This is a genomic window from Pseudomonas sp. 58(2021) (assembly GCF_017491585.1).
Classification (GTDB): Bacteria; Pseudomonadota; Gammaproteobacteria; order Pseudomonadales; family Pseudomonadaceae; genus Aquipseudomonas; species Aquipseudomonas fluorescens_BT.
In genome coordinates this window covers 1-13,987 of sequence record NZ_JAFGYZ010000001.1, presented here as the reverse complement: position 1 = coordinate 13,987, position 13,987 = coordinate 1, and the positions used below count along the sequence as shown (strand labels likewise).

The following is a 13,987-nucleotide window of genomic DNA, read 5'->3' as shown; positions in this document are numbered from 1 at the left end:
GGACTCTCCATGAATATCAAGACAGCCTTGAGCCGTATCGTCGATCACCTCGACCTCAGCACCGAAGAAATGCGCGACGTGATGCGCGAAATCATGACCGGCCAATGCAGCGACGCGCAGATCGGCGCGTTCATGATGGCCATGCGCATGAAGAGCGAAAGCATCGACGAAATCGTCGGCGCGGTGTCGGTGATGCGCGAGCTGGCGGACCAGGTTGAACTCAAGACCCTCGACGGCGTGGTCGACGTGGTCGGCACCGGTGGTGACGGGGCCAACATTTTCAACGTTTCCACGGCTTCGGCTTTTGTCGTTGCCGCTGCCGGCTGCACCGTGGCCAAACACGGCAACCGTGCGGTGTCGGGCAAGAGCGGCAGCGCCGACCTGCTCGAAGCCGCCGGCATCTACCTCAACCTGACGCCGGTTCAGGTGGCACGCTGCATCGACAACGTCGGCATCGGTTTCATGTTTGCCCAGACTCATCACAAAGCCATGAAGTACGCCGCCGGTCCACGCCGCGATCTGGGCCTGCGTACCCTGTTCAACATGCTCGGCCCGCTTACGAATCCGGCCGGCGTTAAACATCAGGTAGTCGGCGTTTTCACCCAGGCCCTGTGCCGGCCATTGGCCGAAGTCTTGCAACGTCTGGGCAGCCAGCATGTGCTGGTGGTGCATTCGAAGGACGGTCTGGACGAGTTCAGTCTCGCCGCGCCGACCTACGTGGCCGAGCTGAAGAACAACGAGATCACCGAATACTGGGTCGAGCCGGAAGATCTGGGCATGAAGAGCCAGAGTCTGCACGGCCTGTCGGTCGAGGGCCCGGAAGCGTCGCTGGCGCTGATCCGCGATGCACTGGGCAAGCGCAAGACCGAGAACGGCCAGAAGGCTGCCGAAATGATCGTGCTCAATGCCGGTGCGGCGCTGTACGCCGCCGACCTGGCGACAAGTCTGAAAGAGGGCGTGGCACTGGCCCACGACGCTCTGCACACCGGTCTTGCTCGGGAAAAGCTCGAGGAGTTGGGTGCCTTTACCGCGGTATTCAAAGTGGAGAATGAGGGATGAGTGTACCGACGGTTCTGGAAAACATTCTGGCCCGCAAGGTTCAGGAGGTCGCCGAGCGTAGCGCCCGTGTGAGCCTGAGCGAGCTGGAAAGTCTGGCCAAGGCGGCCGATGCACCCCGTGGTTTTGCCCAGGCATTGCTGGCGCAGGCCAAGAAGAAACAACCGGCAGTGATCGCCGAGATCAAGAAGGCGTCGCCGAGCAAGGGCGTGATCCGCGAGAACTTCGTTCCCGCCGACATCGCCAAGAGCTACGAGAAGGGCGGGGCGACCTGCCTGTCGGTACTGACTGATATCGATTACTTCCAGGGCGCCGATGCCTACCTGCAACAGGCCCGCGCCGCGTGCTCGCTGCCGGTGATTCGCAAGGACTTCATGATCGATCCGTACCAGATCGTCGAAGCCCGTGCGCTGGGCGCCGATTGCGTGCTGCTGATTGTTTCCGCGCTGGATGATGTGAAGATGGCCGAACTGGCCTCGGTGGCCAAAGGCGTCGGCCTCGATGTACTGGTAGAAGTCCACGACGGCGATGAACTGGAACGCGCATTGAAGACCCTGGACACGCCGCTGGTCGGGGTCAACAACCGTAACCTGCACACCTTCGACGTGAGTCTGGAAACCACCCTCGACCTGCTGCCACGGATTCCGCGCGATCGTCTGGTGATCACCGAGAGCGGGATTCTCAACCGTGCCGATGTCGAACTGATGGAAATCAGTGATGTTTATGCATTCCTGGTCGGTGAAGCGTTCATGCGCGCCGAAAGCCCGGGCATTGAACTGCAACGTCTGTTCTTCCCTGAGCGCGGCGTTCCGGTGAGCGGTTCGACCCTCGACTGATTCCTTCAGACCGAGTCGACTCGTTCGCGGGCAAGCCCGCTCCCGCAGGAGAAATGCATTCCTGATGTGGGAGCGGGCTTGCTCGCGAAGAGGCCATAAGATTCACCACAGACTGATCGTCTAACGGACTTCTTTATGACTCCAGTTTCCCTGCCCATCGAAGCCGGCCTGCAAGCCGAACAGGATCTGCTGGCCTCGGTCTGCGCCGGCGATGCAGAGTTCGGCCTGCTGTTCTGGCAGCCCAGTGATCGAGCGCTGGTCATGCCCCGCCGCTTGAATCGCCTGCCCGGATTCGATCGCGCCTGTGAAGTCTCCTCCGCTGCCGGCTGGCCGGTGTTGCTGCGTGAAACCGGCGGTGAACCTGTTCCGCAATCGGCGTCGACGATCAACATTGCACTGGTCTACGCACCGCCTCGCAGCGAAGGCGATCTGAATCGCATCGAAACCGGTTACCGGCGCCTGTGTGATCCGATCTGTCAGTTGCTGGATGAGTTGGGCGGCGTGTCTTCGCTGGGTGAAATTGACGGCGCATTCTGCGACGGTCGTTTCAACGTCAACCTCGACGGCCGCAAGATGGTCGGCACCGCGCAGCGCTGGCGCCAGAGTCAGGGTGGTCAGCGCCCGGTGGGCCTGGTGCACGGTGCGATGCTGCTGGAGGACGAGCGCGAATCGATGGTCGCGGCGGTCAACCGCTTCAATGAGGCGTGTGGCCTGGAGCAGCGGGTACGTGCTGCCAGCCACATCGCGCTGCATGAAAAATTTCCGGCGCCCCATGCATTGGCGCGACTCGATGAACTCTTTCGTTTGAGGCTGGCGCAGATCTACGCCGTCTGAGCTTTCGAACTCAGCGCGTGCCGAAGACCACCATGGTCTTGCCTTTCACATCTACCAGGTTGCGTTCTTCAAGATCCTTGAGCACGCGACCGACCATCTCCCGCGAACAACCGACAATCCGCCCGATCTCCTGGCGGGTGACCTTGATCTGCATACCGTCCGGGTGGGTCATCGCGTCAGGCTGTTTGCACAGCTCCAGCAGACAGCGAGCGACACGGCCAGTGACGTCGAAGAACGCCAGATCGCCGACCTTGCGCGTGGTGTTGCGCAGGCGTTGTGCGATTTGTCCGCTGAGCACGTAAAGAATGTCTGGATCCTGCTGCGATAACTCACGGAATTTGGTGTAGCTGATTTCTGCGACTTCGCACTCGACCTTGGCCCGTACCCAGGCACTGCGCTCCTGTTCCTGGCCGGCCTGTTCGAACAGGCCCAGTTCACCGAAGAAGTCCCCGGCGTTCAGGTACGCAATGATCATTTCGCGGCCGTCGTCATCCTCGATCAGGATCGTGACCGAACCGCGGATGATGAAGTACAGCGTGTCCGAGCGGTCCCCGGCGCAGATGATGTTGCTCTTGGCCGCATGACGCCGGCGCTGGCAATGCATCAGCAGCTTGTCGAGGTTCTTGATTTTGGGTGTGGGGGTAATACCAACCATGGTTGTATCCCGAAAAGACTGCACGGTTATATTTGGTTTTTATATGAGGCGCTGAGGCGATCGCTACAAATACTGACTGGGCGCCAGTGAATTGGCGCCAGCTTACCAGACACTTCGTCGAAAATTCGAGAAATTACCTACGCAGTAAGGGCATCCGATCCTAGGATCACCGCTCGCAGTCCAACCGGGGCCCTGTGCTAAGCTGGCGACCCTTTTTTCTACAGTGGAGTCTTGGCGATGAAGGCACGCATCCAATGGGCTGGCGAAGCCATGTTCCTCGGCGAATCCGGCAGCGGTCATGTCGTGGTCATGGACGGTCCGCCGGACGCCGGTGGTCGCAATCTGGGTGTTCGCCCGATGGAAATGCTCCTGCTGGGCGTTGGCGGTTGCAGCAATTTCGACGTGGTCAGCATCCTGAAGAAGTCCCGTCAGGCCGTTGAAAGCTGCGAAGCTTTCCTGGAAGCCGAACGCGCGACCGAAGATCCGAAGGTATTCACCAAGATCCACATGCACTTCGTGGTCAAGGGTCGTGGCCTGAAAGAAGCCCAGGTCAAACGCGCCATCGAACTGTCTGCCGAGAAGTATTGCTCGGCCTCGATCATGCTCGGCGCGGCCGGCGTGGCAATCACCCATGACTATGAAATCGTCGAACTCGGCTGAACCGACATTCAACTATCATAAAAGCAGTGCAGACTCTGGCGATCCCCCGCTGACGTCTGCATAATGCGCCACTTTTTTCAGGGCAGTGATCGGTCAGCCGACGGGTCATCCGCCTGAACAGATAACCAAAATCGCCATCGCGAAGAGGTGTTAACCGTCCTACGCAGGTGCGTCGTTCGCACTTGACGGGCATGCTTGATCACGCGGCCGGGCCGCATACATAGAGAGTTTTTAACGGTGAAAAGCAAACTCAAGCTCCACGGGTTCAATAACCTGACAAAGACCTTGAGCTTCAACATCTATGACATCTGCTACGCGGAAACCCCGCAAGACCAGCAGGCTTACGTCGAGTACATCAATCAAGAGTACAACGCCGAACGCCTGACGCAGATCCTCACGGAAGTTGTCGAAATCATTGGTGCCAACATTCTGAACATTGCGAGTCAGAACTATGAGCCTCAGGGTGCCAGCGTCACGATTCTGATCTCGGAAGAGCCGGTGACCCCGACCGAAAGCCAGATCGAAGAGTCCCCGGGTCCGCTGCCGGAAATCATCCTGGCCCACCTCGACAAGAGTCACATCACGGTGCATACCTACCCGGAAATCCATCCGGACGCCGGTATTGCGACGTTCCGTGTGGACATCGACGTGTCGACCTGTGGCGTCATTTCACCGCTCAAAGCGCTCAACTTCCTCATTCACCAGTTCGATTCGGACATCGTGACCGTGGATTACCGTGTGCGCGGCTTCACCCGTGACGTTGAAGGCAACAAGCACTTCATCGACCACGAGATCAATTCGATCCAGAACTACCTCTCCGAAGACACTCGCGACGCGTACCAGATGACCGACGTGAACGTGTATCAGGAAAACCTGTTCCACACCAAAATGCTACTGAAGAACTTCGAACTGGATAACTACCTGTTCGGCGATGCCACCAGTAACCTGTCGTCCGAGCAACGCGCCCAGGTGACCGAGCGCGTGAAACACGAAATGCTGGAAATCTTCTACGCGCGCAATATGCCGAGCTAAGAAATCCAGGCCCAAAAAAAGGCGACTGCTTTGCGGCAGTCGCCTTTTTTATGGGCGTTTTTCAGATTCGGTAGGTGCTCTTGGTCATCACTTTGGCCAACAGGCTCATGCCGAACTTCACCGGCGCCGGGAAGCGGAATCCGCCGGCCTCCAGTGCACTTTCCGCGTGATGTTCTTCATCGATACGCATCTGCTCAAGAATTGCCCGGGACTTTTCGTCCTCGGCCGGCAGTTGCTCCAGATGCTCGTTCAAGTGCTTGCACACCTGATGCTCGGTAGCTGCGACAAAACCGAGGCTGACCTTGTCGCTGATCAGCCCCGCAACCGCGCCAATCCCGAACGACATGCCGTAGAACAGCGGGTTGAGTACGCTGGTGTGGCTGCCCAACTGATGAATGCGCTGTTCACACCAGACCAGATGATCGATCTCTTCTTCGGCCGCATGCTCCATGGCTTCGCGCACCTGCGGCAGCTTGGCGGTCAGTGCCTGACCTTGATACAGCGCCTGGGCACAGACTTCACCGGTATGGTTGATGCGCATCAGGCCGGCGACATGGCGGGTGTCTTCGTCGCTCATCTGCACGTCGGGCTGCACGATGGCGGGCGACGGACGGTACGGTTGGCCGCTGAAGGGCAGCAGGGTTCGCATCGCGGCATCGGCTTGCAGCAGAAGACGGTCAATTGGCGAATAGTGACGTTGGGTAGTCATGCTGACCTCCGGGAAGAATCTCGGCGACCAGTTTAACCGAATCGGCCGGGGAAGGTTTGCGCTGGGTCATGTGGGAGCAGGGCGCCCCCACAGATTTTGAGGTGGATCAGCCCGGTGGCCAGTTCATCTGGCGTTGACCGAGTACGTGCATATGAATGTGGTAGACCGTCTGCCCACCCTTTTCATTGCAGTTCATCACCACCCGGAAACCTTCTTCGCAACCCAGCTCCAGCGCCAGACGCTGGGCGGTGAACAGGATATGCCCGGCCAGTGCCTTGTCGTCTTCGGTCAGGTCGTTGAGGGTGCGCACCGGTTTCTTCGGGATCACCAGAAAATGCACCGGTGCCTGTGGGGCGATGTCGTGGAACGCCAGAACCTGGTCGTCCTCGTAGATGATCTTCGCCGGGATCTCCCGGTTGATGATCTTGGTGAACAGAGTATCCACAGCTGTTTTCTCCGTTGTGTGAGCTGGGCTGAGTGTACCCACGAGGGAACACCGCGCCCAGCCATTTGCCTGCCGGCCCTTCAGCGGGGGCAGTAAGCTTTGTTGACCATGCCGACGATGGTGCGGTTGAGCCAGCGCGAACCCAGTCGCGGCAGAAAGGCGAACCAGCGGTTCCGGCGCCCGGGAATGATGATTGCGCGGTTTTTCTCCAGGGCGCGCACGGTGTATAGCGCGACCTCTTCGGGGCTCATCAGCAGTTTGCTGGCGTTGAGTTTGTCGTTGTTCAGTTGCGCTGTGCGAAAGAACGCCGTGCGCGTCGGGCCCGGGCAGAGCACCGAGACTTTCACGGCACACTTTTTCAGTTCCACCCGCAGCGCTTCGGAGAAGTGCAGGACGTAGGCCTTGCTGGCGTAGTAAGTGCTCATCCACGGGCCGGGATTGAACGCGGCGACCGACGCCACGTTGAGAATCTGCCCGCCACCCTGCAGGGCCATGCTGTTGCCGATCGCGTGGCACAGGCGGGTGAGGGCGAGGATGTTCACCTCGATCAGGTCCTGCTCGGTCATCCAGTCCTGGGCCAGGAAAGGCCCGCAGGTTCCGATGCCGGCACAATTCACCAGCAGATCGATCTGCCGGTCGCCTTCTTCAAGCTCCAGCAGGAATCCGGACAGGCGCAGCGGCTCGCCCAGATCGCAGGCCCGGAACAGTACCTCCACGCCGAAACGCTGGGTCAGTTCAATCGCAATGCTTTCCAGCTGATCACGCTGTCGGGCCACCAGAATCAGGCTGCGGCCACGGCGGGCCAGAGCTTCGGCCATGGCCAGACCGATGCCGCTGGAGGCGCCAGTGATCAGAGCGTAACGGGTCATGCAGTTCTCCATCGCAACAGCTCCGCGCCGTGGACGCAGGTGTCACGGCGGGGAGCGCTGTTCATTCTTTCGCAGAGTCTACAGGGGCCGGTGCGGCTTCGGCTGCATCGTCCACCGAATTCGGCACGGGCTCGACTTCGACATCGACTTCATCGGCGGTCACCGAACCACTTTCATAACTGCTTTCGAGGCTGGTTTCGTACTCCTGCTGGATGGCGGAGATCCCGCCCAGCATGCCGCCGACGAAGAACAGACCGATAAAGACGATCCACAGGGAGCACAGTACTTTGACGGCGGTGCTGTTCGGTGGAGGTGGCGGGCCATAGCGATTGGCGCCGGTATTGCCCGGCATGACCATGATCACCAGCGGGAAGAAACTGCCCACGAACGGTACCAGGGTCAGCAGCCAGAGCCAGCCCGACCAGCCGATATCGTGCAGACGCTGAACGCTGAACAGGATGCCGATGATTGCGAAGGCCAGGAACAGGAAGAAGGCGAAGATACCGCCAATGATCAGCCCCGACGTCGAGTCGGCGCTCACCAGGCCCAGACCGATCAGCGCAAACACACCGATGATTGGCAGGGTCACCAGACTCAGGACCATTGACCATGCCAGGTAGCGCAGACGTCCGATTCGTCCCTCGACACTCAATGGCTTGAGTGCGGCGAACTCCGGCAGTTGCTCTCCAACACTGGCTCGAGGCGGTGCATAAGGCGAATCGGGCTCGGCCACGGTGGCGGAATGTTCCTGGACATCGGCCAGATTCAGTTCGATGGCTGTTTCCGTCTCGATCCGGGCGTCGATCCCTGTTTTGCTTAGCGCTTGCAGATAAGTCTGGGCATCGCTGTGTGACAGGTCGCGTTTGAGGGCAACCGCGCGGCCATTGAACAGGCGTTCGATGGCGGCCACGTCGCTCTTGAACAGCTCGGCCAGATTGAGTTTGGCCGTGGTGATATCGACACCGGGCTGCAGGGCTCCGTCGAAAACGATCTTGTAGCGGGTTTCGCTCATGGCCGAGGCATCCTTGTCGCGAAAAAATGGGGTTGATACGTGTCGCAGCCGCCGAGTGTAAGGCCAGTCAGGTAGCGACCGGCCGGAATTTTCTCAACGCGGCCAGCGGTCCGGGAGCTGTGCTGCGTGTTCCAGGGCCTGGCGATACTCGGCATCGAGGCGCGCCACCAGTTGGTCCACACTCGGCAGATCCTCGATTTCGCCTACCCCCTGACCCGCCGACCACACGGTTTTCCAGGCTTTGGCTTCATCGTTGATCGGTTTGAGTTTGTCGCCGAAGTTCACTTCACCCTTGCCTTGCAACGCCGCCATATCGAAACCGGCAGCTTCCAGGCTTTGGCGCATGAAGCTGGCCGGGACTCCAGACACGGCAGGAGTATGAATGATGTCCGCAGCCTTGGCTGTCAGCAGCATCTCCTTGTAGGCGTCGGGCGCATGGCTTTCAGTCGTACCGATGAATCGCGTACCGAAGTAGGCCAAATCCGCGCCGAGCAGTTGTGCGGCGAGAATCTCATGGCCGTGGTTCAAACATCCTGCAAGCAGTAGCGTCTTGTCGAAGAACTGACGAATCTCGGCGATCAGCGAGAACGGGCTCCAGGTACCGGCATGTCCACCGGCGCCGGCCGCAACGGCGATCAAACCATCGACGCCGGCTTCGGCGGCTTTTTCCGCATGGCGGCGAGTCGTCACGTCGTGGAATACCAGGCCGCCGTAGCTGTGCACCGCATCCACCACTTCCTTCACTGCGCCGAGGCTGGTGATCACGATGGGGACTTTGTGCTCGACGCAGATGTTCAGATCCGCCTCCAGACGCGGGTTGCTCTTGTGAACAATCAGGTTCACGGCATAAGGCGCCGGGTTATCCAATGTCGCCAGTCCCGCTTCGATCTGTTCCAGCCAGGCCTTGAACCCGCTGCTCTCGCGTTGGTTGAGCGCCGGAAAGCTGCCGACCACGCCATTGCGACAGCAGGCGAGCACCAGTTCTGGATTGGAAATCAGGAACATCGGCGCGGCCACGACGGGCAAACGCAGACGTTGTTCGAGCAGAGCGGGCAGCGACATCGGAAGTACCCCGGAAAGTTGAACTCGTTGAAGTTAGAACGGCTTGACCACGACCAGAATTACGATAGCCAGCAATATCAGAACCGGCACTTCATTGAACCAGCGATAAAAGACATGGCTGCGGGTGTTCTCGCCACGGGCAAAACGTTTTACCTGCGCGCCGCACATGTGGTGGTAGCCGATCAACAGTACGACCAGGGTCAGCTTGGCGTGGATCCAGCCACCTGTGCTGAAAATGCTCGGGTTCAGGTAAATCAGCCAGCCGCCGAAGATCAGCGTGGCGATCATCGCCGGGCCCATGATGCCGCGATACAGCTTGCGTTCCATGACGCTGAAGCGTTCCTTGCTGATCGAGTCTTCACTTTGTGCGTGATAAACGAACAGTCGCGGCAGGTAGAACAGTCCGGCAAACCAGCAAACGATGCTGACGATATGAAGCGCTTTGATCCATAGATAGAGCATTTTTGGTTATTCCCTCATTCACGGTAGGCCGGATAGTAGAGGCTTGAGCATCCGCACGTCACCTTGACGGTTGTCGCAGGGACGCGCGGCCCCTATTATCGACGGCTTTCCAGTGGGTTCGTTGAGGGCAGGTTTATGGTCAAGGTCGGTATCGTCGGCGGCACGGGTTACACCGGTGTCGAACTGCTGCGTCTGTTGGCACAGCATCCGCAGGCAGAAGTGGTTGTGATCACTTCCCGATCCGAGGCCGGGCTGGCCGTGGCTGACATGTACCCGAACCTGCGCGGCCACTACGATGGCCTGGCGTTCAGTGTGCCTGACATCAAGACCCTGGGCGCTTGCGACGTGGTGTTCTTCGCGACTCCGCACGGCGTTGCCCACGCATTGGCCGGTGAATTGCTGGCAGCGGGCACCAAGGTCATCGACCTGTCCGCGGACTTCCGTCTGCAGGACGCCGATGAGTGGGCCAAGTGGTACGGCCAGCCGCACGGTGCGCCGGAGCTTCTGGACGAGGCCGTTTACGGCTTGCCGGAAGTCAATCGTGAGCAAATCAAGAAAGCACGCCTGATCGCGGTGCCGGGTTGCTACCCGACCGCAACCCAGCTGGGTTTCCTGCCATTGCTCGAGGCGGGCATTGCCGATGCTTCCCACCTGATCGCTGACTGCAAATCCGGCGTCAGCGGTGCCGGTCGTGGTGCTGCCGTAGGCTCGCTGTACTCCGAGACGTCGGAAAGCATGAAAGCCTATGCGGTGAAAGGTCACCGTCATCTGCCGGAAATTCGTCAGGGGCTGCGTCGTGCGGCGGGCAAGGATGTCGGCCTGACCTTCGTTCCACACCTGACGCCGATGATTCGCGGCATTCATTCCACGCTCTATGCGACCGTGGTTGATCGCTCGGTGGATCTGCAGGCGTTGTTCGAGAAGCGTTATGCCAATGAACCGTTCGTCGATGTGATGCCGGCTGGCAGTCACCCGGAAACCCGCAGTGTGCGTGGCGCGAACGTTTGCCGTATCGCGGTTCATCGTCCACAGGATGGTGATCTGGTGGTGGTGCTGTCGGTGATCGACAATCTGGTCAAGGGCGCGTCGGGTCAGGCGGTGCAGAACATGAACATTCTGTTCGGTCTGGATGAGCGCTTTGGTCTGTCCCACGCGGGCATGCTGCCGTAACGGCTTGTTGTACTCGTGAAAAGGCCCGTTGAATGGGCCTTTTTGCATTCTGGTGGTTGATCAGCTTGATTGATATACCGTAACAATAGTTGACCGATTTTCTAGGACAAGCGGATAATGCGCGTCATCACGCATTATGGCGGCGTAACGCCGGGAGAAAGTCAGCATGAGCGTCGAATCCTTCACCCCCACGGCTTTGCAATTCACCCAGGGTGCCGCGCACAAGGTGAAGAGCCTGGTCGATGAAGAGGGGAATGATCGCTTGAAGCTGCGCGTATTCGTTACGGGCGGCGGTTGTTCAGGGTTTCAGTACGGCTTCACCTTCGATGAAGATGTGGCCCAGGATGACACCATCGTCGAGCGCGAAGGTGTGAGTCTGGTGGTTGATCCGATGAGCTTCCAGTATCTGGCAGGTGCCGAGGTGGACTACCAGGAAGGTCTGGAAGGTTCTCGGTTCGTGATCAAGAACCCGAACGCAACCACGACTTGTGGCTGTGGCTCTTCGTTCTCGATCTGATTCCGCCTCACCGAACACAACAAAACGCCGCAGATCCTCAGGGTTCTGCGGCGTTTTGTCATCTGTGTTTTGTCTTAGTTGGGGTAGATGGCGCCAAGTACGCGCAAGCCTTTTGCACCGGTGACGCTGGGGCGACTGGCGGTGATGCCCTCCAGGCAGCAATGGGCCAGCCAGGCGAAAGCCATGGCTTCAACCCAGTCTGGATCTACGCCGTGGGTCACGGTGCTGGCGACTTTCGCGTTGGGCAGCAGGTCGGCCAGGCGCTTCATCAGCGTAGCGTTGTGGGCGCCGCCGCCGCAGACCAGAAGCTCTTCAGTATTCGATTGAGCGCTTTGCAGCGATTCGACGATGGTCAGCGCTGTCAGTTCGAGCAGCGTTGCCTGTACGTTTTCGGGCGCGAAACCCGGCTGGTGGGACAGTTGCTGTTCAAGCCAGGGCAGGTTGAACACTTCCCGGCCGGTGCTCTTTGGGCCTTTGGTCGAGAAGAAGGGATCACCGAGCAATGCCTTGAGGAGGGTTGGCTCAACCTTGCCGCTGGCTGCCCATTGACCGTTGCGATCATAGTTCTCGCCACGCTGCCGATGAATCCACGCGTCCATCAGAACATTCCCAGGCCCACAGTCGAATCCGGCTACAGGTTTGTTCGGCTCAATCAGGCTTAGATTGCTGAAACCGCCGACATTCAGAACGGCGCGGTTGCCGGTACGCTCTTCGAACAAGGCTTCATGGAAGGCTGGAACCAGAGGAGCGCCCTGGCCACCGGCGGCTACATCACGGCTGCGGAAGTCACTGACAACGGTGATCCCGGTCAGCTCGGTCAGCAGGGCAGGGTTGCCGATCTGTACGGTAAAACCACGTGCCGGTTCGTGGCGAATGGTCTGGCCGTGGCTGCCGATCGCGCGAATGGCTGCGGGTTTGAGCTGTTGCTGTTCGAGCAGGACGTGGATACCTTCGGCCGCAAGCTTCACCCAATTCTGTTGGGCGATGGCCGAACGGGCGATCTCGTCATGGCCGCTGGCGCACAAGCCAAGCAGCTCGGCGCGCAGCGATTCAGGCATGGGAATGTAGTGTGTGGCGATCAGGTGGATCGCCGAGGTCTGCTCGATCAGGGCGATGTCCAGGCCATCGAGGCTGGTTCCGGACATCACGCCGATGTAGAGAGCCATGGCTTAACGCTTGCTCGAGGCCAGCATGGTGGCCTTCTCTTGATCCATGCGAGCCATCAACGGCTGGCTCTGCGCCAGGAAGCGAGCGCGCTCGGATTTGGCGATCGGGTCGGCCATCGGCAGCTTCTGGCCCAATGGATCGACGTGAACGCCGTTGACCTGGAACTCATAGTGCAAGTGCGGACCGGTAGACAGGCCGGTAGTGCCGATGTAGCCGATGACTTGGCCCTGCTTGACCGTGCCGCCGGTTTTCACACCTTTGGCGAAGCCTTGCATGTGACCGTACAGCGTGCGGTAGGTGTTGCCGTGCTGAATGATCACGGTGTTGCCGTAACCACCACGGCGACCGGCCAACAACACTTTGCCGTCACCGGCCGCCTTGATTGGCGTGCCGCGTGGAGCCGCATAGTCGACACCTTTGTGGGCGCGGATCTTGTTGAGAATCGGATGTTTGCGGCCCATGGAAAACTTGGAGCTGATGCGGGCGAAGTCCACCGGAGTACGGATGAACGCCTTGCGCATGCTGTTGCCATCGGCGGTGTAGTAGCTGCTGTTGCCCTGTTTGTTGGTGTAGCGCACGGCGGTGTAGGTCTTGCCGCGGTTGGTGAAGCGGGCGGACAGGATCGGGCCGTTGCCGACGGCTTTGCCATTGACCACTTTCTGTTCGTAGATCACGTCGAACTCGTCACCCTGGCGGATATCCTGGGCGAAGTCGACGTCGTAGCCGAACACACTGGCCATATCCATGGTGAGGCTGTGGGACAGACCGGCGCGCGCGGCGGACTGGGACAGCGAGTTGTTGATCACGCCGTGGACATAGGCGGTACGAACGGTGGGTTTGGCGGTAACGCGATTGAAGACATACCCCTTGTCATTCTTGGTCAGGGTAATGGTTTCGACGTCACTGACTTTGCTGTGCAGGTTGGTCAGTTGGCCTTGCGGATTGAGTTCGAATTCGAGTTTCTGGCCGTGTTTGAGCTGGCTGAACTGCTTGGCCTGTTTGTCGCTTGCCAGTACTTCGTGCACGGCAGCGGCAGGGAGGCCGACCTTCTCGAACAATGTCGAAAGGGTGTCACCCTTGGATACGATCACCTCCCTGTGGCCTGGAGCTTTCTTTTCAGGAGTAACCGGTGCCGGCGCCGGCGCGGCCTGGGCGGTTTCGGGTGCATCGTCTGCACTGTTTTCGACTTGTGCGAAGGGCGAAGCTACTGGTTCATTTGTGGCTTGAGCCGCGTCAGCAGCGTCTTGATCTTGTGTCAGTTGTTCAGCGGGACTTTCCAGTTCAAGGCTCAGGGTCGTCTTTTTGGCTTCAACATCACTGGAAGGGAACACCAGGAGCGCCAGGCTGAGAAGGGCGGCGATCCCACTTGCGGCGAGCAGGTGGGTCTTCGGGTAAAGCGGTGGCGCTTTAGACGGTTCAGTGGTCATAAGTAATTTTGGCTTTGAAAAGATGAATTGGAAAAGATGAATGACATGATGAAGATGAAATAACTGTATAAAAT

General features: G+C 59.3%; 16 protein-coding genes. 7 read left to right on the top strand and 9 right to left on the bottom strand.

What is annotated here, in order from left to right:
- Nucleotides 1–9: 9 nt before the first annotated feature.
- The 3 genes from trpD to J5M72_RS00070 all read left to right on the top strand — a co-directional run bounded on the left by trpD (nucleotide 10) and on the right by J5M72_RS00070 (nucleotide 2,726).
- Nucleotides 10–1,059, top strand: coding sequence for an anthranilate phosphoribosyltransferase (gene trpD, locus J5M72_RS00080; RefSeq protein ID WP_169432148.1), 1,050 nt, complete (start codon nucleotides 10–12; stop codon nucleotides 1,057–1,059).
- Nucleotides 1,056–1,892: an indole-3-glycerol phosphate synthase TrpC gene (gene trpC, locus J5M72_RS00075; RefSeq protein ID WP_119427656.1), complete on the top strand. Its 837-nt coding sequence runs from the start codon at nucleotides 1,056–1,058 to the stop codon at nucleotides 1,890–1,892. Before trpD ends, trpC begins: the two co-directional genes overlap by 4 nt.
- Before the next feature lie 135 nt (nucleotides 1,893–2,027).
- Entirely contained in the window at nucleotides 2,028–2,726 is a 699-nt protein-coding gene (locus tag J5M72_RS00070) for a lipoate--protein ligase family protein (RefSeq protein WP_207863693.1), read from the top strand.
- Between the two features lie 10 nt (nucleotides 2,727–2,736).
- Here J5M72_RS00070 and crp read toward each other — a convergent pair whose 3' ends face one another.
- The gene (gene crp, locus J5M72_RS00065; protein WP_169432146.1) at nucleotides 2,737–3,381 is read right to left on the bottom strand and encodes a cAMP-activated global transcriptional regulator CRP; all 645 of its coding nucleotides are present in this window, start codon (nucleotides 3,379–3,381) and stop codon (nucleotides 2,737–2,739) included.
- A gap of 237 nt (nucleotides 3,382–3,618) precedes the next feature.
- On the opposite strand from crp, the gene J5M72_RS00060 reads away from it, so the two are divergent.
- Nucleotides 3,619–4,041, top strand: coding sequence for an OsmC family protein (locus J5M72_RS00060; protein ID WP_003228794.1), 423 nt, complete (start codon nucleotides 3,619–3,621; stop codon nucleotides 4,039–4,041).
- A gap of 237 nt (nucleotides 4,042–4,278) precedes the next feature.
- Nucleotides 4,279–5,073: an adenosylmethionine decarboxylase gene (gene speD / locus J5M72_RS00055; RefSeq protein ID WP_007956315.1), complete on the top strand. Its 795-nt coding sequence runs from the start codon at nucleotides 4,279–4,281 to the stop codon at nucleotides 5,071–5,073.
- A 61-nt stretch (nucleotides 5,074–5,134) separates the two neighbouring features.
- Here speD and coq7 read toward each other — a convergent pair whose 3' ends face one another.
- From coq7 to hemJ, 6 genes are all read right to left on the bottom strand, one after another.
- On the bottom strand, nucleotides 5,135–5,782 hold the full coding sequence (gene coq7, locus J5M72_RS00050) for a 2-polyprenyl-3-methyl-6-methoxy-1,4-benzoquinone monooxygenase (RefSeq protein ID WP_007956317.1): 648 nt from the start codon (nucleotides 5,780–5,782) through the stop codon (nucleotides 5,135–5,137).
- A 106-nt stretch (nucleotides 5,783–5,888) separates the two neighbouring features.
- Nucleotides 5,889–6,227 carry a histidine triad nucleotide-binding protein gene (locus J5M72_RS00045; RefSeq protein WP_003228789.1) on the bottom strand — a complete coding sequence of 113 codons (339 nt, stop codon included), beginning with the start codon at nucleotides 6,225–6,227 and terminating at the stop codon, nucleotides 5,889–5,891.
- An 80-nt stretch (nucleotides 6,228–6,307) separates the two neighbouring features.
- Nucleotides 6,308–7,096, bottom strand: coding sequence for an SDR family oxidoreductase (locus tag J5M72_RS00040; RefSeq protein ID WP_007956321.1), 789 nt, complete (start codon nucleotides 7,094–7,096; stop codon nucleotides 6,308–6,310).
- 61 nt (nucleotides 7,097–7,157) lie between these two features.
- Entirely contained in the window at nucleotides 7,158–8,108 is a 951-nt protein-coding gene (locus tag J5M72_RS00035; protein ID WP_169432144.1) for a DUF805 domain-containing protein, read from the bottom strand.
- Nucleotides 8,109–8,201: 93 nt separating this feature from the next.
- Complete coding sequence (locus tag J5M72_RS00030) at nucleotides 8,202–9,170, bottom strand: nitronate monooxygenase family protein (RefSeq protein ID WP_169432143.1); 969 nt, start codon at nucleotides 9,168–9,170, stop codon at nucleotides 8,202–8,204.
- 33 nt (nucleotides 9,171–9,203) lie between these two features.
- On the bottom strand, nucleotides 9,204–9,632 hold the full coding sequence (hemJ, locus tag J5M72_RS00025) for a protoporphyrinogen oxidase HemJ (RefSeq protein ID WP_207863692.1): 429 nt from the start codon (nucleotides 9,630–9,632) through the stop codon (nucleotides 9,204–9,206).
- Between the two features lie 135 nt (nucleotides 9,633–9,767).
- Between hemJ and argC the strand changes: the two genes are divergently transcribed.
- Both argC and erpA read left to right on the top strand, forming a co-directional pair.
- A complete protein-coding gene (argC, locus tag J5M72_RS00020; protein ID WP_115079390.1) occupies nucleotides 9,768–10,802 on the top strand; it encodes an N-acetyl-gamma-glutamyl-phosphate reductase in 1,035 nt (344 codons plus the stop codon).
- A 166-nt stretch (nucleotides 10,803–10,968) separates the two neighbouring features.
- Entirely contained in the window at nucleotides 10,969–11,319 is a 351-nt protein-coding gene (gene erpA / locus J5M72_RS00015; protein ID WP_207863691.1) for an iron-sulfur cluster insertion protein ErpA, read from the top strand.
- Between the two features lie 74 nt (nucleotides 11,320–11,393).
- On the opposite strand, the gene J5M72_RS00010 is transcribed toward erpA, so the two are convergent.
- A complete protein-coding gene (locus J5M72_RS00010) occupies nucleotides 11,394–12,485 on the bottom strand; it encodes an anhydro-N-acetylmuramic acid kinase (protein WP_207863690.1) in 1,092 nt (363 codons plus the stop codon).
- 3 nt (nucleotides 12,486–12,488) lie between these two features.
- Nucleotides 12,489–13,913, bottom strand: coding sequence for a peptidoglycan DD-metalloendopeptidase family protein (locus J5M72_RS00005; protein ID WP_207863689.1), 1,425 nt, complete (start codon nucleotides 13,911–13,913; stop codon nucleotides 12,489–12,491).
- Nucleotides 13,914–13,987 lie beyond the last annotated feature (74 nt).

Coding starts and splice junctions, on each gene's coding strand:
- hemJ (WP_207863692.1), bottom strand. CDS start 9,632: ATGCTCTATCTATGGATCAAAGCGCTTCATATCGTCAGCATCGTTTGC.
- J5M72_RS00070 (WP_207863693.1), top strand. CDS start 2,028: ATGACTCCAGTTTCCCTGCCCATCGAAGCCGGCCTGCAAGCCGAACAG.
- argC (WP_115079390.1), top strand. CDS start 9,768: ATGGTCAAGGTCGGTATCGTCGGCGGCACGGGTTACACCGGTGTCGAA.
- J5M72_RS00010 (WP_207863690.1), bottom strand. CDS start 12,485: ATGGCTCTCTACATCGGCGTGATGTCCGGAACCAGCCTCGATGGCCTG.
- trpC (WP_119427656.1), top strand. CDS start 1,056: ATGAGTGTACCGACGGTTCTGGAAAACATTCTGGCCCGCAAGGTTCAG.
- J5M72_RS00040 (WP_007956321.1), bottom strand. CDS start 7,096: ATGACCCGTTACGCTCTGATCACTGGCGCCTCCAGCGGCATCGGTCTG.
- J5M72_RS00035 (WP_169432144.1), bottom strand. CDS start 8,108: ATGAGCGAAACCCGCTACAAGATCGTTTTCGACGGAGCCCTGCAGCCC.
- J5M72_RS00005 (WP_207863689.1), bottom strand. CDS start 13,913: ATGACCACTGAACCGTCTAAAGCGCCACCGCTTTACCCGAAGACCCAC.
- erpA (WP_207863691.1), top strand. CDS start 10,969: ATGAGCGTCGAATCCTTCACCCCCACGGCTTTGCAATTCACCCAGGGT.
- trpD (WP_169432148.1), top strand. CDS start 10: ATGAATATCAAGACAGCCTTGAGCCGTATCGTCGATCACCTCGACCTC.
- crp (WP_169432146.1), bottom strand. CDS start 3,381: ATGGTTGGTATTACCCCCACACCCAAAATCAAGAACCTCGACAAGCTG.
- coq7 (WP_007956317.1), bottom strand. CDS start 5,782: ATGACTACCCAACGTCACTATTCGCCAATTGACCGTCTTCTGCTGCAA.
- J5M72_RS00030 (WP_169432143.1), bottom strand. CDS start 9,170: ATGTCGCTGCCCGCTCTGCTCGAACAACGTCTGCGTTTGCCCGTCGTG.
- J5M72_RS00060 (WP_003228794.1), top strand. CDS start 3,619: ATGAAGGCACGCATCCAATGGGCTGGCGAAGCCATGTTCCTCGGCGAA.